This window comes from Terrisporobacter petrolearius (assembly GCF_020748185.1).
In the GTDB taxonomy this organism is placed as follows: Bacteria; Bacillota; Clostridia; order Peptostreptococcales; family Peptostreptococcaceae; genus Terrisporobacter; species Terrisporobacter petrolearius.
In genome coordinates, this window is the sequence record NZ_JAHZMO010000015.1 from 1 (window position 1) to 22,940 (window position 22,940).

Sequence of the window (22,940 nt, forward strand, 5' to 3'; positions counted from 1 at the left end):
TGTGTATGAGGCAGGTTACCCACGCGTTACTCACCCGTCCGCCGCTCTTTACCGAAGTAAATCGCTCGACTTGCATGTGTTAGGCACGCCGCCAGCGTTCATCCTGAGCCAGGATCAAACTCTCATAAAAAAGTTGTCCATCGCTCAGACTAATCATTATCTGAATATCTGGCTTGGTTTGTTTGTTGTTTCAGTTTAATTCTTAAAGAATTAATTTATTGTTAACCTACTGTTTAATTTTCAAAGTTCTTTTTGGTGGACCATCAGGGACTCGAACCCCAGACCTACCGGTTATGAGCCGGGCGCTCTAACCAACTGAGCTAATGGTCCACTATATTTGGTGCCGAAGACCGGAATCGAACCGGTACGAAAGTATAAGTTTCGCAGGATTTTAAGTCCTGTGCGTCTGCCAGTTCCGCCACTTCGGCATGCACCAAATTTGGCTACGTCCTACTCTCCCAGGAGGTCGCCCTCCAAGTACCATCAGCGCTCAAGAGCTTAACTTCTGTGTTCGGAATGGGAACAGGTGTATCCTCTTTGCTATAATAACCAAATTTTGTTTTGTTTTTTTAGTACAAGTATTATATTAACATTTTTCAAAACTTTTGTCAAATGTTTTTTTACTCTTTTTAATTTTTATTATTTAAGAAAAATTAACCTATCACCTAAGTGATACTTTTCTTTTGCTCCATTTCTCTAGCGCAATAAATAATATACACTATATTAAGCAATAGGTCAATAGTTTTTTATATATTTTTTTCATATTCTTTTTTTAGCTTTTCTATTATCTTTCTTTCAAGTCTAGAAATAGTCATTTGAGATATATTCAATTCTTTTGCTAGAGCTGATTGTGTTTTTTCTAAATAGAACCTGCCTTTAAAAATCTGAACCTCTAATTCATTCAATGTTTCTATAAATTTTTCCAAGAAATCCTTATATTCTATATCATTAAAACTTTCTTCTTTATCTGCTATTTTATCCATTAAGGATATATTTTCTTCTGAATCACTATTAGTAGTTGCATCTAATGATACTGGTTGATACCCATAAGATGCCTCCATAGATTCTAACACTTCTTCTTCTGTACACCCTAAATATTCAGCAATTTCTTTTACTTTAGGATGTCTTTTATTTTGTTGCTCTAACACAACTTTAGCTTCACTTACCTTTTTACTTAGTTCCTGAACCCTTCTGGGAACTCTTAGGGTCCACACTTTGTCTCTAAAGTACTTTTTTATTTCACCCACTATTGTAGGTGTAGCAAAACTTGAAAATTCAAATCCTTTTTCTATGTCATATCTGTCTATAGCATATATTAACGCCAAAGAAGCGACTTGATATATATCATCAAATTCTACCCCTTTATTAATATATTTTTTTGCTAATATATTAACTAAATATAGATGTCTTTCAATTAGTATATCTCTTACTTCTATATTTTTTTCTTTGCTATAAAGTTTAAAAAGTTCTTTAGTTTCCATATTTAGGTAATCTGTAGCATTAGCTACCCTCTTCATTACATATCAACTCCTAAATACTTTGTCATTTTTATACTAGTTCCCTTTCCTTCTTGTGATTCAACAATTACCTCATCCATAAGGGATTCTATTATAAATAGTCCCATTCCACTCTCTTTAAGATTATCTATATCTGGCTCACTTACAGTGCTTCTATCATATCCTTTGCCATTATCTATTATTTCTATAGTTAATCCATTTTCTATCATTGAGTATATAATTGTAAATCGATCATCTAAGCTGTGTTTTATAGCATTTGTACAAGCTTCAGATATAGCTACTTTTAAATCCTCTATATCATCAATGCAAAAACCTACTTTATTTGCAATACCAGAAGTAGTTAATCTTATTATACTTACATATTCTGGATTTGCTGTAATCTCCATTTTTATTGTTTCGCAAGCCAAAACTATCCCTCCAATTTAAAAATCTTATCTAAACCTGTTATATTGAATATTTTCCTTACGTTATTCTTAGGTTTTTCTATATACACTTCTTTATTCTCTATCTTTAATCTTTTTAGAATTCCTATCATTACACCAAGTCCAGTTGAATCTATGTATTCTAAATCCTCAAGATCTAATCTCATGTCTATATTCTTCTCGTCAACTAATTTATGCAAGCATTTTTTTAATTCCTCTGCTGTAGATACATCTAGTTCTCCTTCAAGGGAAACTTTCCAAAAATCATTTGTTGTATCCATTATTGAGTTTATTTTTATCGACATTATTATACCTCCTGTTTAATGTGCTATTTTTTGAAAAACTTGAATACTCTAAATAAGCTACTAATCTTAGTTACTATATCCATAATTTCTCTAACACTTTTTGTTATATGTGCAGCATTGTCTATTATATCTGTTATATGTCTTTCATTAACGTCTATTAATCTATTTGTTCTTTCAACAACTTTATTGGCACTATTTAATACCTTTGCTAAATATATAGCAACTATAAAAAAGCTAGCACCAAATAAAACTGCCCCTATTTGCCAGCCTAATGCATTCATTACTTATCTCCCTCTTCAAAGCTCTTACTTATTAATATATCTTCTTCTGATATTTCTATATTATTATCTTCTACTATTTCATCTTTTATAGATATAATTTTTTCTTTAACACTGTCAAATGTTTCATGTAGAACATCTTTTGGATTTTCTTTTACTTCTATTAATTTTTCTTTAGCTTCTTTTCTTATTTCAGAACCTTCTTTAGGTGCTAAACATAATCCTGTAACAAATCCAGCTACTGCTCCTAGTACTAAGTATAATCCCTTTTTTGAACTCATAGTAATTTCTCCTTTTTATATTTATTAATTATATATTAAATATTTATATGGAAAAAGAATAGGATAAAATCCTATTCTTCATCTATATTTATTTTTGCAATGGAAACTACATTTACTTCGTCTTGTGTCTTCATTAATTTAACTCCACTTGTTACTCTGCCATAAATTGAAATTCCTTCAACTTCCAGTCTTATAAGTATTCCATTAGAGTTAATTATCATTATTTGATCTATCTCTGAAACCATTTCAGCTCCAACAATTTTTCCTGTCTTTTCAAATATATTATATGTTTTTATTCCTTTTCCAGCTCTACTTTGAACTCTATATTCATCAATATCTGTTCTTTTACCGAATCCTTTTTCACTTACTACTAATAATTCCTGACCTTCATCTGTTAAATTCATAGAAACTACTCTATCATCTCCTGATAAAGTTATACCTTTTACACCCATGGCTGTTCTACCCATAGGTCTTATATCTGTTTCATTAAATCTTATAGACATTCCATTTTCAGTAACTAGAAGTACATCTTTTTCACCGTTTGTAATTTTAACATCTATTAACTCATCATCGCTTCTAAGTCCAATTGCTATTAATCCTGATTTGTTAATATTTTTAAATTCTTCACGTTTAGTTTTCTTTACGATACCTTTTTTAGTAGCTAGTAGTAAGTATAACTCATCATTATTTGAATTATCTACTGGAATTAGAGTAGTTATTTTTTCATTTGGTGCTAATTGTAATAAGTTTACTATAGCAGTTCCTTTTGCTTTTCTCTTTCCTTCTGGAATTTCAAAAGCATCCATTCTAAATACTCTACCTTTATTTGTAAAGAATAGTAATCTACTATGTGTAGTTGTTGTAACTAAATGTTTTACAAAGTCTTCTTCTCTAGTAGACATTGCTGATATTCCTTTGCCACCTCTATTTTGACTCTTATATGTATCTAAAGGTACTCTCTTTATATAACCAAAATGAGTAAGAGTAATTGCTATTTCCTCATCATCAATTAAATCTCTCATATTGATTTCGCCTTCAGCATGTCTTATTTCTGTTCTTCTCTCATCTGCATATTTTTCTCTTATAGCTATAATTTCTTCTTTTATAACACCTAGAAGTAATTGTTCGTCTGCTAATATAGATCTTAAATATTCTATTTTTTTCATTAACTCACTGTATTCATCTTCTATCTTTTCTCTCTCTAATCCAGTAAGTCTTTGTAATCTCATATCTAAGATAGCTTGAGCTTGTACATCTGTTAAACCGAATTTTTCTATTAGCCCATTTTTAGCTTCTTGAGTTGTCTTAGAAGCCCTTATTAAACTTATTACAGCATCTATATTATCTAGAGCTATTCTTAATCCTTCTAATATATGTGCTCTTGCTTCTGCTTTATTCAATTCAAATTTCGTTCTACGTGTAACAACATCTTTTTGATGTTCAACGTAGTAGTATAACATTTCTTTTAAATTTAATACTTTAGGTACACCGTTAACAAGTGCAAGCATTATTATACTGAAGGTATCTTCCATTTGAGAATGTTTATACAGATTGTTAAGAACTATGTTAGCATTAGCATCTCTTTTTAACTCTATAACAATTCTCATACCATTTCTGTTACTTTCATCTCTTAAGTCAGAAATGCCTTCTAATTTTTTATCTTTAACTAGTTCAGCTATTCTTTCGACTAATCTAGCTTTATTTACTTGATAAGGAATTTCTGTAACAACGATTTGTTGTCTTCCTTTTGGTAATTCTTCTATTATAGCTCTAGATCTAACTTTTACTTTACCTCTACCAGTCCTATAAGCTTCTGCTATATTTTCTTTTCCCATTATTATTGCTGATGTTGGGAAGTCTGGTCCTTGTACGTATTTCATTAATTCTTCTATGCTACAATCTGGGTTATCAATTAAATGTACTGCTGCATCAATTGTTTCACCTAAGTTATGTGGCGGTATAGATGTAGCCATACCAACAGCGATACCATTAGATCCATTTACTAATAAGTTTGGATATCTTGACGGTAGAACTGATGGCTCCTTTAGAGACTCATCAAAGTTTGGGACAAAATCTACTGTTTCTTTGTCTATATCTCTAAGTAGTTCTAATGCTAACCTACTCATTTTTGCTTCTGTATAACGCATTGCTGCTGGTGAATCACCATCTACAGAACCAAAGTTACCATGACCATCAACTAAAAGTGCTCTAGTTGAGAAGTCTTGAGCCATTCTTACCATTGCAAAGTATACTGCTGTATCTCCATGTGGATGATACTTCCCTAGAACGTCCCCAACAATACGTGCAGATTTTCTATAAGGTTTATCTGGCGTTAAATTTAACTCATTCATAGAGTAAAGTATTCTTCTATGAACGGGCTTTAATCCGTCTCTTACATCTGGTAATGCACGGCCAACTATAACACTCATGGCATAATCAATATAAGATTTCTTCATTTCACTTGCTATTTCTATAGGGAGTATCTTGTTATTTTCTTCCATCTTTACTCATCCCCTTTCTTATATATCTAAGTTTGTAACATATGTTGCATTTTCTTCTATAAATTCTTTTCTTGGTCCAACTTTATCTCCCATTAACATAGAGAATACTTGATCTGCCATTACAGCATCTTCAATTGTAACTTGTAATAATGTTCTTGTTTCTGGATTCATTGTTGTATCCCATAATTGCTCAGCGTTCATCTCTCCAAGACCTTTGTATCTTTGAAGTTCAATACCAGTTCTTCCTATTTCTTCTAATAAAACTTCTAATTCTTTATCTGAATAAACATAGTATTCTTTCTTTTGTTTTTTAACCTTATATAGAGGTGGTCGTGCTGCATAAACATATCCATTTTCTATAAGAGGTCTCATATATCTAAAGAAAAACGTTAATAATAGTGTTCTAATGTGAGCACCATCCACATCGGCATCGGTCATGATTATGATTTTGTGATATCTAGCTTTTTCTAAATCAAAATCATTTCCTACACCACAACCGTAAGCAGTTATCATGTTTTTTATTTCATCAGAAGATAATATTTTATCTAATCTTGATTTTTCTACGTTTAATATTTTACCTCTAAGTGGTAGTATTGCTTGTGTGTGTCTATCTCTACCTTGTTTTGCAGATCCTCCGGCAGAATCCCCTTCGACTAAGAATATTTCACTTTTTGAAGGATCTTTCTCTGCACAGTCTGCTAATTTCCCAGGTAATGATGTACTTTCAAGAACACTTTTTCTTCTTGTTAATTCTCTAGCCCTTTTTGCAGCCTCTCTAGCTCTTTGAGCTCTTAAACCTTTATCAACTATAATTCTAGCTGTTGTTGGGTTTTCTTCTAAGAATGCTCCTAGTTCTTCTACTGTTACGCTATCTACACTACCTCTCATATATGTATTACCTAATTTAGTCTTTGTTTGACCTTCAAATTGAGGTTCTGGTAGTTTAACTGATATAACAGCTGTAAGACCTTCTCTTATATCTTCACCTGTTAAATTTCCCTCATTTTCTTTTATTAACTTATTACGCTTGGCATAGTCATTTACAGTTTTAGTTAATGCTGTTTTAAATCCTGCTAAATGAGTTCCACCTTCGTGTGTGTCAATATTATTTGCAAATGAGAATATATTTTCTGTATATCCATCAGTATATTGCATTGCTATTTCAACGATAGAATCGCCTATTTTTTTATCTATGTGAACTATATCTTCATGTATACCTGTTTTTGTTTTGTTTAAGTATTTAACAAACTCTACTAGACCACCATCGTAATGGAATTCTTTTTTACGCTCGCTGTCTACTCTCTTATCTTCAAATACAATTCTTACTCCCTTATTTAAGAAAGCAAGCTCTCTAAGTCTGTGTTCTAATGTTTCATATTTGAATTCAACTTCATCGAATATAGTTTCATCTGGCATGAAGCTTATTATCATTCCTGTATGGTGAGACTCTCCAACTACTTCTAATGCTGAAGTTGCCATACCCTTTTCATAACTTTGTCTATATATCTTTCCATTCCTATATACATCTGCAACTAACCATTTTGATAATGCATTAACTACAGATACACCAACTCCGTGAAGTCCACCAGATACCTTGTAGCCTCCTCCACCAAATTTACCACCAGCGTGTAAAACTGTTAAAACTGTTTCTAAAGTAGATTTACCAGTTTTAGGATGAATTTCAACAGGTATTCCTCTACCATCATCTTTTATAGTTACACTACCATCATCATTTAGGCTAACATATATTCTGTCGCAATAACCTTGTAATGCTTCATCTATACTATTATCAACAACTTCATAAACTAGATGGTGTAATCCTCTTGGTCCAGTAGATCCAATATACATACCAGGTCTTTTCCTAACTGCTTCTAGACCTTCTAGTACTTGAATCTGACTTGCGCCATACTCTTGTTGTTTCATTTAGTTACCTCCATTCTGTATACTAATTACTTTACCTTTTTCTATATTAAAAATAGTAGTATTATCTTTATTAAATATACTTTTATGCGCTATTTCTGCTGTAGTTATAAACATTTGTACATCTTCTAAATTTTCTACTAGTAGTTTTTGTCTCGTTTCGTCTAATTCACTAAATACATCATCTAATATTAATATAGGGTTTTCTCCAACCTCATTTTTAATTAGCTCTATTTCTGATAATTTCAATGAAATAGAAGCTGTCCTTTGTTGCCCTTGTGAACCATATAATCTTACATCTAATTTATTAACAAATATATTTAAGTCATCCTTATGAATTCCGTATCTTGTAGTTCTCACTTCCATATCATGATCTCTACTTTCAATTAACTTATTATAAAATCTTTCCTTTACTTCTATAACAGTATCTTCATCACTTATATTCATTTGATTCTTATAAGTAATTTGTAAGTCTTCTATATTATTAGTTAATCTAGTATGCATAGAATTTGCTATATTTGAAATTTTCTTGATAAAATCTCTTCTAATAATATATATATAGCTACCATATTGAGACAAACTTTCATCATAAACATCTAATAAGTTCGTATCTATATTTCTATTTTTAAGAACTCTATTTTTTTGACTTAATATTTTATTGTAATTTATTAAATAATTATAATATTTGGGCATTATTTGACTTATTTCTTTATCTATAAATGATCTGCGTTCTCTTGGGCCATCTTTGACTAACCTTAAATCTTCTGGAGAAAAAATTACTACATTTAAATTTCCAAGTAATTCTTGAATTTTTTGGATGTGTATCTTATTTACTTTAATTCCCTTTTTATTTTTTCCAATTGCAACTTCTATTAAACCATTTGTATCGTATTTAGTGTAATTTCCTCCAACATACAAACTTTCCGTATCAAATTTAATAATTTCTTTATCTTTACTTGTCCTGAAAGATTTGCCAAAAGATAGCATATAAATAGATTCCACTATATTTGTTTTTCCCTGTCCATTTTTACCAACTAAGAGATTAACATTTTTATTAAAATCTATATATAGATTGTCATAATTTCTAAAATTCATTAATTTTAAGCTATTAAGCTGCATTAAAGGGACTCCTTTTTACACTACCATTATTGAGTTTCCTTCAACTTCAATAAGATCTCCTGGTCTGATTTTTTTTCCTCTTCTTGTTTCAACTTCGCCATTAACCTTTACTACGCCTTCTTGTATTAAAAATTTAGCATGTCCGCCAGTTGAAGCAATATCAGCAAGTTTTAAGAATTGATCTAACTTAATATACTCTGAATCTATAGCTATTTCTATCATATTGACTCCTCCTATTTCTTATTAGTTAAGTATTTATTATACCATAAAAATAATAAAAACCCAACTAAATGCAGTTGGGTTCCAAGTCTTATATATTTGAAGCTATCCTTACAGGAAGTAATAAATATATATATTTAATACCATCAACTGGCTTAATTATACATGGATTAACATTAGTAGTAAATTCGATGAATATTTCTTCACTTTCTATATTTTTTAATCCTTCTAATAAATATCTTGAATTAAAAGCAATATCTAAATAGTCTCCCTCTAATTCCAAATCAACTTCTTCATAAACATTACCTTTTTCAGTATTAGATGTTATTGCCAGTGTATTATCTCTTATTGATAATTTTATTAGATTATTTCTTTCTGATTGTGATAATAAAGATGCTCTTTCTATACTATTAAGCAAGCTTCTCCTATTTAATTTAATCCTAGTATTATGTTCTCTTGGAAGTAATTTTTTATACTCAATAAATTCACCATCTAATAATCTCGTTATTATTTTTGTTTCATTTATCATGAAAATGGCATTTTTATCGTCAAATCCAATTTGAACTTGTTCTTCTGTGGATAAAAGACTATTTACATCATTTAAAGTTTTTCCTGGTATTATAACTTTTGCATTTGCATTTAAGTTTTCCACAGAACAACTTCTTACTGCTAGTCTATAACCATCGATAGCCACTAAACTAACTTCTCCATTAACTATCTCTAATAACTCTCCCATTAAAACTGGTTTTGTTTGATCTTGAGATATGGCAAATACAGTTTGTTTAATCATATTTTTTAGGATGTCTTGTGGGACGTTATATAAGTTATCTTTACTTACGTTAGGTAACACAGGATACTCCTCAGGGCTATCTCCCTTAATTTTGAATTTTGAGTTTAAACAATTTATATAAACGTTGTTATCATCATCTGTTTCAATCTCAACAAATGAATCTGGTAGTTTCCTTATTATGTCTCCGAAAAGTCTAGCATCTATAACGATGCTTCCTTCCTCAGATATTTCTGCTTGTGCATAAGTTTCTATGCCGATTTCTAAATCATATCCAGTTAAAACTATTTGATCTCCTTTAGCTACTATTAAAATTCCTTTTAATAAATCAAAATTTGTTTTTCCATTAATAGCTTTTTGTACAATACTTATTTTATGAGCTAATAGTTTTTGATTACAAATTATCTTCAATGTGGATAACCTCCTTGTAGCATTTTAATAAAAATATATATAAAAACAATAGTAGTTGTAGTAGTAGGTGCTGTGGATAAAGTGGATAAGCCTATCAATCCAAATAAAGCAAAAGATATTAACCTGTATACAAAATGTTAATATCTTATAAAAAACCTCTTAATTACATTGTGAACAAAATCTTAACAAAAAATTTATTAACATTACACCAATAGTTATTAACAGACAAAATGTGAATAATTTATCCCTTTAAATCTGAGATTATTTTATCTATTTTGTCCTTTATTTGTTGATTCTCTTCGATATCTCTAGTGATTTTATCATGAGCATGAATTACTGTTGTATGGTCTCTTCCACCAAATTCACTTCCTATCTTAGGTAATGACAAATCAGTAAGTTCACGGCAAATATACATTGCTATTTGTCTAGGATATGCTATTGTTCTTGTTCTTTTTTTAGAATTAAAGTCGTCCATTTTTATGCTAAAAGTTTCTGAAACTTTTTCTTTTATTCTGTTTACTGTTATTTCTTCACTTTTTGGATTTGATATTATATCCTTTAAAGCTTCAGTTGCAAGCTCAAGTGAAATATTTTTATTTGTAAGAGACGAATATGCAACAACTCTAGTTAGAGCGCCTTCTAATTCTCTTATATTTGATTTAATATACTTAGCTATGTAAGTCATTACTTCATTTGGAACATTTATGTTTTCTAATTGTGCTTTTTTTCTAAGTATGGCGATTCTCGTTTCGAAATCCGGTGGTTGAATATCAGTTATAAGACCCATTTCGAATCTTGATCTTAATCTGTCTTCTAATGTAGGGATTTCTTTTGGTGGTCTATCACTAGATATGATTATTTGTTTATTTGCTTCATGTAATGCATTAAATGTATGGAAAAACTCCTCTTGAGTTCCTTCTTTTCCAGCAATAAACTGTATATCATCTATTAATAGAACGTCAACGTTTCTATATTTATTTCTGAATTCTTCATTTTTATCATTTTTTATTGAGTTTATAAGCTCATTTGTAAATTTTTCTGAAGAAACATAAACAACTTTAGGGTCTTCTTGTTGACACATTATATGATGTCCGATAGCATGCATTAAATGAGTTTTTCCAAGACCAACTCCTCCGTACAAAAACAAAGGATTATATGCTTTAGCTGGAGATTCAGCTACTGCTACACAAGCTGCATGGGCAAATCTATTACTATTACCTATTACAAAGGTATCAAAAGTGTATTTAGGATTTAAATTAGGATAACTTTTTTTGATAGTAGTAGATTTATCTTCTTCATTAGTGTCTTGTATTTCTTTTTCGTCTAAAATAAATTTGATCTGATATTTTTTTAGGGATAATTGGCTTATACAACTTTCAATTAAGTTTAAGTATCTATTTTCAAGTATGTTTTGTATAAATTCGTTTGGAGCCAAAAAAATAAGCTCATTAGATATTTGTTTTAAAGGTTTTATTTCCTTAAAAAAAGCATTAAAGCTGGCTGTAGATACCTCTCCTTTTATTAGTTGCAAAGTTTTTTCCCATAAAGAAACTATATCCATAAGTAAACCTCCGAACTAAAAATTAACATTTTCCACAAAGTTATTAACAAAAATTGACGAAAGATAAGTTAATAAAAAATATAAACTCTAACTTTGGGATAAAATGTGGATAACATTTTAATAAATAAAATTATTAAAAAGAATTTAAAAAATATAAACAGGGTGTATATAAACTTATAAATAGTAAAATATATAGTAAAAACTCTTCATTTACTCAATTATTGTCTAAGATATGAAAACTTATTCACAATTTAATCCACAGATTGTGCATAAGTTTAATATGTTATTATTTATTATTAACATTATCAACAAGTATATTTATAATATCAGAATATATGTCAAACTTCAATACGTTCTGAATAAATTATCCACAATTATGTCGTGCTGTGAATAATTTAATCAACAATGAAAAAAATAAACAAATTACACTAACATATAGTAATAATATATATTTTTTTGGAAAATATGAGGTTTAAGATTAAATAATAAAGAATAAAAACTAAGATTTAATGGCTATAAAACACGTTGACAACCAATATAAAAGGATTTATAATAATATGTGTTATGTTTACTTTGACAGTAAAGTTATTATTTTTATAAACGGAAAAAAATTGTGAAAGGCGGTGCAATAGAATGAAAAGAACTTATCAGCCAAAAAAGAGACAAAGAAAAAAAGAGCATGGATTCAGAAAAAGAATGAAAACTTCTAATGGAAGAAATGTTTTAAAAAGAAGAAGAGCTAAAGGAAGAAATAGATTAACTCATTAATAATTAAAAAGGCCGCTTTAATAGTGGCCTTTTTATGTAATTTATTACATAGCTGTGTTTACGGAGGATATTAATATGAACTTTAAAGAAACACAAGGCTTAAAAAAAGATTCAGATTTTAGGAACGTTTATAAATATGGAAAATCTATAGCAAATAGATTATTAGTTATGTATACGCTTCCAAATAAGTCGGATAATAATCGTGTTGGTATATCCGTTTCAAAAAAAGTAGGTAAAGCCAATGTACGAAATAAAGCTAGAAGAAGAATAAAAGAATCGTATAGGTTAAATATAGATGGTAATATAAAATCTGGTTACGACATTGTATTTATAGCTAGAGTTGCCATAAAGGATGCTGAATACACTGAGGTTGAAAAAGCAATGAAGCATTTGATTAAAAGGGCAAATTTATTTTAAAACTATACATATTTAATAACACCTATTTTATGGAGGTTAAAATTGTTGAATAAAATAGTATATATATGGAAGGAAATAAATACTTGCTTATCGAAATTATGTATTTACTTGATAAGATTTTACCAAAAATATATATCTCCTTTAAAGGGACCAACATGTAGGTTTTATCCTACTTGTTCTCAATACGCAATAGAAGCTTTCAAAAAATATGGATTGTTTAAAGGTATGTATTTGTCAATAAAAAGGGTTTTAAAGTGTCATCCATTCCATCCAGGAGGATATGATCCTCTAAAATAAGCGTACTAATAGGAGGTATACAATTGAGTATTATAAGTAATGTATTAGGTCATATACTCAGAGTTATTTTTGAGTTTGTGAATAATTATGGATTGTCTATAGTTGTATTTACGCTATTTGTAAGATTATTATTAGTCCCTTTAATGGTAAAGCAAATAAGATCTCAAAAAGCAATGCAAGACATCCAACCTAAAATAAAGGAAATTCAAGAAAAATATAAAAATAAGCCAGAAAAACAGCAAGAAGAGCTAATGAAGATTTATAAAGAAGCAAAGATTAATCCACTAGCTGGTTGTTTGCCATTATTAATACAAATGCCTATATTAATAGGATTATTTAATGTATTAAGACAACCTGTACTTTATGGTGTATTTCCAAATGCAGATGTGGCAGCACAAGCAGCGCAAGCAGGTTTCTTATGGATAAAAAATATTTCTGCAACAGGAAGTATCAGCTTAGCATTACTTTCAGGTATAAGTGCTTACTTCATGCAAAAAATGATGTCTACTGGGGATGCGCAAACTGAAAATATGATGAAAAGTATGACTTATGTAATGTCAGCAATGTCATTATTCTGGGGATATACTTTCCAAGCAGGTCTTGCAATATATTGGATAACAAGTAACTTGTTCTCTATAGCTCAATATCAATTAATAACAAGTCCTTTAAAAGCTAAACTGGCTGATTCTAAGGAGGCAGTAGTTGAAGATGAAAAATCAGGAAAACCTAACAGCAATGCAAAGTCAAACAAAAAAGATAGAAATAACAAGTAAGACGAAAGAAGAAGCGATTCAATCAGCATTACTGGAATTAGGCGTTGAAGAAAAAGACATTGAAGTAAATGTTATTCAAAATCCTTCTAAGGGGTTTCTAGGATTCCTAGGGGCTAAAGATGGAATATATGAAGTGAAAGTAATAAAAAAAGAAGAAATAGAAATTGCTAAGGAATTTATAGAAAGTATTCTATTAAAATCTAAGATAAATGCTAAAGTTAATGCCACTCAAGAGGAGAACTTAATTAAAATTAGCATTGAAGGAAAGGAAGCTACTTGTTTAATTGGAAGAAGAGGAGAAACTCTTGATGCAGTACAATTTTTAACTGGACTAGCTTTAAATAAAATCAATAAAGATTCTCGTATGAGAGTATTAGTTGATATAGAAAATTATAGAAATAAAAGAGAAGAATCATTAGTTAGATATGCTAGAAAAGTTGCTCGTGAAGTAGCAAAAACTAGAAGAACTAAAAAACTGGACTATATGAATCCTTATGAAAGAAGAATAGTTCATTCAGCTTTACAAAACGATAAGTATGTAATTACTTATAGTGAAGGAACAGATCCATATAGAAGACTAGTGATTGAATATAAAAGATAAAATTCAAACCTCCTAACTATTTAGGGGGTTTAATTTTTGTAATTTATTTAATATAATGATAAAATTAAGGTTATAATTTTAAATAATAGTTAAGAATTTAAAATAGATTAAATATAGAGGTGATATCATGTTTATAGATGATACTATAGCAGCAATTGCAACAGCGCCAGGAGAAGGTGGAATAGGCATAATAAGAATTAGTGGAAGTAGATCACTTCCAGTAGCTGAGGAGATATTTAAATCTGTTTCAGGGAAAAATATAACAGATTATAAAACTCGTACTCTAATATATGGCCATATATTTGATGGTGATAAAAAAATAGATGAAGTGTTACTTGCTTTTATGAAAGGACCTAATTCTTATACAGCAGAAGATGTAATAGAAATAAATTGTCACGGTGGATTTATTTCAGTAAAAAAAATATTAGAACTAATATTAAGTAAAGACGTAAGACTTGCTGATGAAGGTGAATTTACAAAAAGAGCATTTTTGAATGGAAGAATAGATTTATCTCAAGCAGAAGCTGTAATTGATGTAATTAAAGCAAAAACAGATAAGGCTCAAGAGGTAGCTCAAAGTCATTTAAGTGGTGCCTTAGCTAATAAAATAAAAGAGTTAAGGTTTAAGGTAACAGAAATTTTAGCACATTTAACAGTTTCAATAGATTTTAGTGAAGAAGATGTTGAGGAAATAACTTATGCAATGCTTATTGAGAGTGCGCAAGGATTAAGAAGTGAAATAAAATCATTGTATGACTCAGCTGAAAGCGGAAAAGTTTTAAGAGACGGCCTAAAAACAGTTATAGTTGGTAAACCAAATGTAGGAAAATCATCGTTACTAAACTATATTTTAGGAGAGAACAGAGCCATAGTTACTGAAATTGCTGGAACAACAAGAGATGTAATAGAAGAGTTCGTTAATATAAAGGGAATTCCTTTAAAAATTGTTGATACAGCAGGCATAAGAGAAACAGAAGATATAGTTGAAAAAATAGGTGTAGAAAAATCTAGAGAATCATTTAACTCAGCAGACTTAGTAATAATCGTAATAGATGGTTCAAAAGAACTGTCACAAGAAGATAAAGACATATTAGAACAAGCAGTGGATAAAAAGACTATTGTTTTGTTAAACAAAAATGATCTTAATCAAGTTGTATCAGAGGAAGAAATAGCTAAATATGTTGACAAAGATAGTATAATAAAAATATCAGCATTAAAGAATGAAGGTATTGAACAGGTTCATAATAAAATAGAATCGATGGTATTTAAAGGAGATATAAAAAATAACTCAAGTGTAGTTGTTACAAATTCTAGACACAAGGATGCCTTACTAAAAGCATATAATGCTATAAATGATGCTATAGATGGAATAGATCAAAGACTACCTTATGATTTCATAGAAGTTGACTTTAAGAATATATGGGATTATTTAGGGTATATAAATGGAGATACTGTACAGGAAGATTTACTAGATACTATATTTGCAAACTTCTGTATTGGGAAATAAATAAAATAAACTTAAATAAGGTTACTTTATAAATGAAACGATTAATAAGATATTAACGTTTAACGTGAAACATTATTTAAGAAAGGAGAAAACATGCAAACATATAATGCAGGAAATTATGATGTAATTGTTGTTGGAGCAGGACATGCTGGATGTGAAGCAGCATTAGCTACAGCGCGAATGGGTCATAAAACCCTAATAATAACACTAACACTAGATTCAATTGGAATGATGCCATGTAACCCATCTATAGGTGGAACTGGTAAAGGACAATTAGTTAGAGAAATAGATGCTCTTGGTGGAGAAATGGGTATAAATGTAGATAAGACATTTATACAAAGTAGAATGCTAAATACGGCAAAAGGACCAGCTGTACATTCTTTAAGAGCACAAGCAGATAAGTTTAAATATCACACAGAAATGAAAAAAACACTTGAAAACGAGACAAATTTAGATATAGCTATGGATGAAGTTGTAGATATACTTCATGATGGAAAAGTTGTGACAGGTGTAGTAACTAAATTAGGATGTTCTTATAATGCTAAGGCAGTTATACTTGCAACTGGAGTTTACTTAAATTCATTAATTTATATAGGTGAGGGAACGTTTAAAGAAGGGCCTAATGGGTTAGGATATGCAGCTTCTTTAACGGATAAATTAGTTGATTTAGGTTTAAATATGAGAAGATTCAAAACAGGTACTCCTGCTAGAATTCATAAAGATAGTATAGATTTCTCTCAAATGGAAATCCAAGAGGGAGATGAAAGAATAACTCCATTCTCATTTATGAGTGAAAATTTAAAGATAGATCAAGTTCCTTGTTATTTGGCAAGGACAAATTCGGATACACATAAAGTTATTATGGATAACATTGAAAGATCTGCTATGTATGGTGGAAAAGTTAATGCTACAGGAGCGAGATATTGTCCATCAATAGAAGATAAGGTTGTAAGATTCAATGATAAAGAATCACATCAAACATTTATTGAGCCAGAAGGACTAGATACAAAAGAAATGTATATTCAAGGTATATCAACAAGCTTACCTTTTGAAGTTCAAGTTCAAATATATAAATCTATGAAAGGTCTTGAAAATGCTAAAATAATGAGACCAGCTTATGCAATTGAATATGACTGCATAGATCCAACACAATTAAAAGCTACTTTGGAAATAAAAGTAACTGAAAATTTATACAGTGCAGGACAATTTAATGGTACTTCAGGATATGAAGAAGCAGCGGCTCAAGGTCTTATAGCAGGTATAAATGCTGCTCTAAAAATAGATGGGAAAGAACCTTTTATACTAGATAGATCAGAGGGATATATAGGAGTTCTTATAGATGACTTAGTTACTAAAGGAACTAATGAACCTTATAGAATGATGACTTCTAGAGCAGAATATAGACTATACTTAAGACAAGATAATGCAGATATGAGACTTACAGAAAAAGGTCATCACATAGGTCTCGTTAAAGAAGATAGATATGAAAGATATATTGCTAAAAAAGCAGAGGTTGAAAAAGAATTAAAAAGACTAAAAATAGAAAGAGTAACACCAAAAGAGGTTAACCATATATTGGCTGAAGTTGGTGGTTCAGAAATAAAAGTTGGTTTATCATTATATGAATTTCTAAAGCGTCCAGAAGTTACTTATAGCATCTTAGAACAAATAGGAAAAGGTGCTGGAGAAGAGGTATCTAATGATGTTAAAGAACAATGTGTAATTATGTCTAAATATGAAGGATATATAGATAAACAATTAAAGCAAATAGATCAATTTAAAAAATTAGAAAATAGAAAGCTTCCTGAAGATATGAATTATTCTTCAATAGATGGTTTAAGACTAGAAGCTAGACAAAAGCTAGATGCTATAAAGCCAGTATCTATAGGTCAAGCATCTCGTATTTCGGGGGTTTCTCCTGCAGATATATCAGTTTTACTTATTTATTTAGAGCAAATAAGAAAAACTAGAGGAGGAAGCAATGAATAACTTAGAAGTATTAAAAGTAGGAATAGAAGGCTTTGGTCTAGAAGCTACTGATGAAAAGCTTCAAAATTTTAAAAAATACAGAGAAATATTAGTTGAATGGAACAAAGTAATGAACTTAACAGGTATAGAGGAAGAAAAAGAAGTATATATTAAGCATTTTTTGGACTCTATATCAGCTGTAACTAATAATTATATAACTGATGATATATCATTAATAGATGTGGGTACTGGGGCAGGTTTTCCTGGTATGCCACTAAAAATTTGTTTAGAAAATTTAAATCTAACTTTATTAGATTCTCTAAATAAAAGAATAAACTTTTTACAAGAGGTGGCTAGTGAATTAAATTTAAAAGGGATAGAATTTATTCATGGGCGAGCTGAAGATTTTGGTAAAATCGAAGAGTACAGAGAACAGTATGATGTAGCTACAGCAAGGGCTGTTGCCGGATTACCAATATTAATGGAGTTTTGTGTTCCATTTGTAAAAGTTGGGGGATATTTTATATGTCTTAAAGGACCAAATGCTAACTTAGAGCTAGAAGAGTCAAAAGCAGCTATGGAAACTTTGGGAATAGAATTTGTTGAAAAAATAGATATTAAGTTATCTGATTTAGAATTAAATCACAATATATTAGTATTTAAAAAAATAAAGAGTACCCCATCAAAATATCCAAGAAAAGCAGGTAAACCATCTAAAAATCCTATAAAATAAATAATATAGAGAAATATAGAAGGAAAATAATATTAAATGAAGAAATAAATACTCATAAAGGGAAGTAGTTTCCCTTTGTGAGTAAAAAATCAAAATAAATTTACATAAATTGCAGTAAAAATATATTTATCAATAAGAGAGGGATGTTATGGAAGAAAAAATAGTTAAAGAGATACCAGTTGATAAAATAATTCCTAATCCATATCAACCAAGAAAAGTATTTTCAATCAATGCATTAGAAGAATTAAGTAAATCTATAAAAGAGTACGGAATACTTCAACCAATTACTGTTAGACAAAAAGAAGATGGATACGAGTTAGTTGCAGGGGAAAGAAGATTAAGAGCAGCAAAATTAGCTGAGCTAAAAACTATACCAGCAATAATAAATAATATGTCAGATCAATATTCTGCAGTTCTAGCTTTATTAGAAAATTTACAAAGAGAAGATTTGAACTTTATAGAGGAATCTTTAGGATATGAGAACTTAATAAAAGAACATAATTTTACCCAACAACAGTTGGCTGAAAAATTAGGTAAAAATCAATCAACTATAGCTAATAAACTTAGAATATTAAAACTTCCTAATAGTGTAAAGCAATATCTTGTTGAAAATAGTTTGACTGAAAGACATGCAAGAGCATTGCTTAAGTTGCCTAGCGAAGAACTAATGATGGAAATTATTCAAAAAGTAGTTAAACAAGAGCTTACAGTTAAGAAAACGGAAAAATTAATTAATGATACATTAGAGGCTTTAAGAGCAGAGAGCGAACCTGAAAAGAAACAAAATATAAAATGTTCAGTAGGTATTAGAATATACCTTAATACATTAAAACAAGCATATGATGCCATAAAGAATACAGGAATTGAAGCAAAGTATAATGAAATAGATAAAGGAGATTACATGGAAGTTGTAGTCAAAATTCCTAAAAAATAAGGGATTACTGCTTAGCAGTAATCTTTTTTTAAAAGAAGAAAAAAGGGGGAAATCTTTATGGGAAAATCTGTAGCAATTTTTAACCAAAAAGGTGGAGTAGGAAAGACAACAACTAATGTTAATCTAAGTGCGAGTTTAGGACAATTAGGCAAAAAAGTATTAGTTTTAGACATGGATCCCCAAGGGAATACTACTAGTGGTTATGGAATTGATAAAAATACTGTAGAAAATACTATATATGAAGTTATAATAGATGGTTTAGATATAAGAGAAGCTATTATTGAAACAGAGTTTGATAACATACAGATTGTAGCAGCAGCTAGTGAGTTAGCTGGCGCAGAAATAGAGTTGGCAAATGAAAGTGATAGAGAGTATAAACTAAGAGATAGTATAGACAAAATAAAAGATAAATATGACTATATTTTTATAGACTGTCCTCCTTCTTTAGGTATGCTTACTATAAACTCATTGACTGCGGTTGATAGTGTCTTAATACCTATACAATGTGAATATTATGCATTAGAAGGTGTGAGCCAGTTAATGTCAACATATAAACTAGTAAAAAAAAGACTAAATCCTAAGATTGAAATACAAGGTGTAGTTCTTAGTATGTTTGATGGAAGAGCAAATTTATCTATTCAAGTTGTTGAAGAAGTAAAAAAATACTTCAAAGGGAGTGTATACACTACATTAATTCCTAGAAATGTAAGACTTGCTGAGGCACCAAGCTATGGAAAACCGGTGATTTATTATGATTCAAAATGTAGGGGAACATTAGCATATAAAGAACTAGCAGAAGAATTTATTGAATTAGAGGAGGATGTAATATAGTATGGATAATACACCTAGAAGAAGTAAAAGATTAGGAAAAGGTCTTAGCGCTTTAATCCCTGAAATAAATGATGAGGTTGATAAAAAAGAGATTGTACAAATAAAGTTGAGCGATATACGACCTAACAAAAACCAACCAAGAAAAGAATTTGATGAAGATAAAATAAAAGTTTTATCTGATTCTATAAAAAATGTAGGAGTGCTACAACCAATAGTTTTAAAGCCTACAGGTGAGGCTAATTATATTATTATAGCGGGTGAAAGAAGATATAGAGCATCTATTATGGCGGGGAAAGAAGAAATACCTGCTGTAATTAAGGATATACCAGTTAAAGATATAATGGAAATTGCTCTTATAGAAAACTTGCAAAGGGAAGATTTAAATGCAATAGAAGAAGCTTTAGCCTATAAAAGCTTAATAGATAACTATAAGGTTACTCAAGAAGAGCTATCAGAGGCAGTGGGAAAAAGCAGACCTCATATTACAAATACTTTAAGACTACTAAATTTGCAGAAAAAAGTAATTAAAATGATTGAAAATGGAGAAATAACACCTGGTCATGGAAAAGCATTACTTAGAATAGAAAATCATGATCAGCAATTAGAAGTAGCTAACAAAATAGTTAAAGATGATTTATCTGTTAGAGTAGTAGAAGAAATGGCAAAAAAAATTATTTGTAACAAACAAGTTAAGAAATCGGAAAATAAGCAAAAAGATATTTATATAATTGATGCGGAAGAAAGACTTTCTAATATATTTGGTACACAGGTAAATATATCAAAGGGTAAGAAAAAAGGTAAAATAGAAATAGTTTACAATAATCAAGACGAATTGAATGACATCTTATCCATGATGATGGATGAAGATTAATGAAAAAAAGAAGGTATTAATTTGATTAATACCTTCTTTTTATATATAAAAAATTTATAATTTAAACTGAATCTTTAATGTATTTTTTTATAATATTAAATATTTATACACAAAAAATATAATTAGAAAAAGGAATATTTTAGTGATGTTTTTAATGTAAATATAAGTTATAATTATATTATAAAATAATAACAACTTAAAAAGGGGGGGAGCAAATATTAATGAATATATTAAGTTTAGGGGAAAAAATAAAAAGGCTTAGAAAAGAGCAAAATATGACATTGAAGGAATTAGCTGGAGATAGAATTACAGCAGCTCAAATAAGTCATATTGAAAGAGACAAATCACATACAAGCTATGAGCTGTTGGAATATTTGTCGAATAAATTAGGGGTAAGTGTAGACTATTTACTAGAAACAAAAGAGATGCAATCTAAAAAAATAACAGATAATCTTATACTAAAAAGTGAAATTTATATTAAATGTGATGAATTGGAAAAAGCAGAAGAACAAATAAAAGAAATTATAGATATATGTAAAGAGTACAAATTAAATGAAAATTACGGGAAATGTAATAATCTATTAGCTGAGATTAATTGCAAAAAAGGAGATTATACTTGTGCTGTATATTATTACGAAAAAGCACTATATTACTTTATAAAAAATGAAGATAAAGACGATATATACAATTGCTATGTTAATATAGGAAATATATATATGATAGATGAATTCTACAAGGGGGCTTTAACTCATTTTATGTTTGCAAAAGAGGTACTAGACGAAAGTAACATAGAAGATGCAGACATATACAAAGAGTTATACAGTAAAATTTCTGAGTGTTACATGAAATTAAATCAACCTCAGAAGTCATTAGAGTTTATGGAAAAAATAGACAAAATAGATAATGAAGATTGTATAAAAGAAGAGGTTAATATTTTAGTACTAAAAGCTAAAAATCTACTAAACATTGGGAAATTTGCTGAATCTAAAGAATGCTTTAATAAAGCATTAGAAATAATAGAAAAAGAAGAAAACAAAAATAGATTGGCTAAAGTATATTTGTCTATGAGTAAAATTTACTCAGAAATGGGAGATATAGATAAACACTTAGAATACTCTCAAAAAGTATATGATATTACAAAGAGAGATGAAAACCAATATATGATGGAAAGTTTGTTTAATATGATTGATTCTTATGTAAAAAGAGGCGAATATGAGATGGCTCAAAGATATTGTAAATTAGCCCTAGTGTCATCTATTAAAAATAAAGATAAGTACTATGAGTATAAGTCACTAAAATTCTATTCTGATATGTATAATAATAAGGATGAAGTAGAAACATCAATCGATTATTTAAACAAGTGCATAGATATTGCAAAAGGATTAGAAAGTAAGAAAATATTAGCTAGTTTATACATTGAATTAGGTAAGTTATATTCGAGTATATCAAAAGAAAGAGAATTAGAATATTACCAAAAAGGTGTTATTATGTATAAAGAGTTAAATATTATATAATATTTGACATATTAAATATTACTATGGAAAAGCTTTTTATTGCTGTGATTATTTAAAAAATATGATAATAACAAATTTACATTTGTATACTCAATTGGTATAATTATGGTATTGAAGCAATTTCTCATTATAATTATATATAAATAGAATAAATAAAAGATTTTTTATTTAAAGACTGAAGCAATAAAGTTAAATAATTTTATTAAAGTAAATAGTATTATCAGTCTTAATTCATTTCTATCGACTAAAGATAATTAAGACAAAGCAATTATTAAGGTTCATATTAATACTACTTCTTAAAATATTTATTATAAAAAGTGGTGTTGTATTTATTGATTTTCAACTGAAAACATAAAACAATGAAATGGTGTTTAATGTTTTGGGAGAACTATTAAATGTCATAAA

23 protein-coding genes, 2 tRNA genes and 2 rRNA genes are annotated in these 22,940 nt (G+C 29.2%); 12 read left to right on the plus strand and 15 right to left on the minus strand.

The genetic code is table 11. The features are described from left to right. The 15 genes from K0040_RS10505 to dnaA all read right to left on the minus strand — a co-directional run. Positions 1-130, minus strand: a 16S ribosomal RNA gene (locus K0040_RS10505); the annotation flags it as partial. 123 nt (positions 131-253) lie between these two features. Then, positions 254-330, minus strand: a tRNA-Ile gene (locus K0040_RS10510). Between the two features lie 8 nt (positions 331-338). Beyond that, positions 339-428: transfer RNA gene (locus K0040_RS10515), tRNA-Leu, on the minus strand. A gap of 9 nt (positions 429-437) precedes the next feature. Beyond that, positions 438-554 (minus strand): 5S ribosomal RNA (rrf, locus tag K0040_RS10520). A 192-nt stretch (positions 555-746) separates the two neighbouring features. Then, positions 747-1,517 carry a SigB/SigF/SigG family RNA polymerase sigma factor gene (locus tag K0040_RS10525; protein WP_228108774.1) on the minus strand — a complete coding sequence of 257 codons (771 nt, stop codon included), beginning with the start codon at positions 1,515-1,517 and terminating at the stop codon, positions 747-749. Further along, a complete protein-coding gene (locus K0040_RS10530) occupies positions 1,517-1,924 on the minus strand; it encodes an ATP-binding protein (RefSeq protein ID WP_228108775.1) in 408 nt (135 codons plus the stop codon). The genes K0040_RS10525 and K0040_RS10530 overlap by 1 nt, the downstream gene beginning before the upstream one ends. A gap of 2 nt (positions 1,925-1,926) precedes the next feature. Then, on the minus strand, positions 1,927-2,244 hold the full coding sequence (locus tag K0040_RS10535) for an STAS domain-containing protein (RefSeq protein ID WP_228108776.1): 318 nt from the start codon (positions 2,242-2,244) through the stop codon (positions 1,927-1,929). Between the two features lie 23 nt (positions 2,245-2,267). Further along, positions 2,268-2,525, minus strand: coding sequence for a DUF948 domain-containing protein (locus K0040_RS10540; RefSeq protein WP_018590067.1), 258 nt, complete (start codon positions 2,523-2,525; stop codon positions 2,268-2,270). Then, positions 2,525-2,803, minus strand: a complete 279-nt coding sequence (locus tag K0040_RS10545; protein ID WP_228108777.1) for a YtxH domain-containing protein — start codon at positions 2,801-2,803, stop codon at positions 2,525-2,527. The genes K0040_RS10540 and K0040_RS10545 overlap by 1 nt, the downstream gene beginning before the upstream one ends. Positions 2,804-2,874: 71 nt before the next feature. Beyond that, positions 2,875-5,304, minus strand: a complete 2,430-nt coding sequence (gene gyrA / locus K0040_RS10550) for a DNA gyrase subunit A (RefSeq protein WP_228108778.1) — start codon at positions 5,302-5,304, stop codon at positions 2,875-2,877. A gap of 18 nt (positions 5,305-5,322) precedes the next feature. Continuing rightward, complete coding sequence (gyrB, locus tag K0040_RS10555; protein WP_228108779.1) at positions 5,323-7,227, minus strand: DNA topoisomerase (ATP-hydrolyzing) subunit B; 1,905 nt, start codon at positions 7,225-7,227, stop codon at positions 5,323-5,325. Further along, positions 7,228-8,343, minus strand: coding sequence for a DNA replication/repair protein RecF (recF, locus tag K0040_RS10560; protein WP_228108780.1), 1,116 nt, complete (start codon positions 8,341-8,343; stop codon positions 7,228-7,230). 15 nt (positions 8,344-8,358) lie between these two features. Next, entirely contained in the window at positions 8,359-8,565 is a 207-nt protein-coding gene (gene yaaA, locus K0040_RS10565) for a S4 domain-containing protein YaaA (RefSeq protein WP_018590072.1), read from the minus strand. A gap of 88 nt (positions 8,566-8,653) precedes the next feature. After that, on the minus strand, positions 8,654-9,760 hold the full coding sequence (gene dnaN, locus K0040_RS10570; protein WP_074920216.1) for a DNA polymerase III subunit beta: 1,107 nt from the start codon (positions 9,758-9,760) through the stop codon (positions 8,654-8,656). A gap of 241 nt (positions 9,761-10,001) precedes the next feature. After that, a complete protein-coding gene (gene dnaA / locus K0040_RS10575; RefSeq protein ID WP_228108781.1) occupies positions 10,002-11,321 on the minus strand; it encodes a chromosomal replication initiator protein DnaA in 1,320 nt (439 codons plus the stop codon). A 633-nt stretch (positions 11,322-11,954) separates the two neighbouring features. Between dnaA and rpmH the strand changes: the two genes are divergently transcribed. The 12 genes from rpmH to K0040_RS10635 all read left to right on the plus strand — a co-directional run bounded on the left by rpmH (position 11,955) and on the right by K0040_RS10635 (position 22,535). After that, positions 11,955-12,089 carry a 50S ribosomal protein L34 gene (rpmH, locus tag K0040_RS10580; RefSeq protein ID WP_007285206.1) on the plus strand — a complete coding sequence of 45 codons (135 nt, stop codon included), beginning with the start codon at positions 11,955-11,957 and terminating at the stop codon, positions 12,087-12,089. A gap of 75 nt (positions 12,090-12,164) precedes the next feature. Beyond that, positions 12,165-12,506 (plus strand): ribonuclease P protein component, encoded by a 342-nt coding sequence (rnpA, locus tag K0040_RS10585; protein ID WP_074920218.1) that lies wholly within the window; start codon positions 12,165-12,167, stop codon positions 12,504-12,506. Between the two features lie 45 nt (positions 12,507-12,551). Continuing rightward, a complete protein-coding gene (gene yidD / locus K0040_RS10590) occupies positions 12,552-12,803 on the plus strand; it encodes a membrane protein insertion efficiency factor YidD (protein ID WP_074920219.1) in 252 nt (83 codons plus the stop codon). A 23-nt stretch (positions 12,804-12,826) separates the two neighbouring features. Then, positions 12,827-13,576, plus strand: a complete 750-nt coding sequence (locus tag K0040_RS10595; protein ID WP_228108782.1) for a YidC/Oxa1 family membrane protein insertase — start codon at positions 12,827-12,829, stop codon at positions 13,574-13,576. After that, positions 13,512-14,177: an RNA-binding cell elongation regulator Jag/EloR gene (gene jag / locus K0040_RS10600; protein ID WP_330490298.1), complete on the plus strand. Its 666-nt coding sequence runs from the start codon at positions 13,512-13,514 to the stop codon at positions 14,175-14,177. Before K0040_RS10595 ends, jag begins: the two co-directional genes overlap by 65 nt. 127 nt (positions 14,178-14,304) lie before the next feature. Further along, positions 14,305-15,684, plus strand: a complete 1,380-nt coding sequence (gene mnmE / locus K0040_RS10605) for a tRNA uridine-5-carboxymethylaminomethyl(34) synthesis GTPase MnmE (RefSeq protein WP_228108783.1) — start codon at positions 14,305-14,307, stop codon at positions 15,682-15,684. Positions 15,685-15,777: 93 nt separating this feature from the next. Next, positions 15,778-17,673 carry a tRNA uridine-5-carboxymethylaminomethyl(34) synthesis enzyme MnmG gene (gene mnmG, locus K0040_RS10610; protein ID WP_228108784.1) on the plus strand — a complete coding sequence of 632 codons (1,896 nt, stop codon included), beginning with the start codon at positions 15,778-15,780 and terminating at the stop codon, positions 17,671-17,673. After that, positions 17,666-18,385: a 16S rRNA (guanine(527)-N(7))-methyltransferase RsmG gene (rsmG, locus tag K0040_RS10615; RefSeq protein WP_228108785.1), complete on the plus strand. Its 720-nt coding sequence runs from the start codon at positions 17,666-17,668 to the stop codon at positions 18,383-18,385. Before mnmG ends, rsmG begins: the two co-directional genes overlap by 8 nt. 148 nt (positions 18,386-18,533) lie before the next feature. Further along, entirely contained in the window at positions 18,534-19,319 is a 786-nt protein-coding gene (gene noc / locus K0040_RS10620) for a nucleoid occlusion protein (protein WP_228108786.1), read from the plus strand. 57 nt (positions 19,320-19,376) lie between these two features. Further along, positions 19,377-20,150, plus strand: coding sequence for a ParA family protein (locus K0040_RS10625; protein ID WP_074920225.1), 774 nt, complete (start codon positions 19,377-19,379; stop codon positions 20,148-20,150). Position 20,151: 1 nt separating this feature from the next. Further along, the gene (locus K0040_RS10630) at positions 20,152-21,021 is read left to right on the plus strand and encodes a ParB/RepB/Spo0J family partition protein (protein ID WP_228108787.1); all 870 of its coding nucleotides are present in this window, start codon (positions 20,152-20,154) and stop codon (positions 21,019-21,021) included. A 221-nt stretch (positions 21,022-21,242) separates the two neighbouring features. After that, positions 21,243-22,535: a tetratricopeptide repeat protein gene (locus K0040_RS10635; protein WP_074920227.1), complete on the plus strand. Its 1,293-nt coding sequence runs from the start codon at positions 21,243-21,245 to the stop codon at positions 22,533-22,535. Positions 22,536-22,940 lie beyond the last annotated feature (405 nt).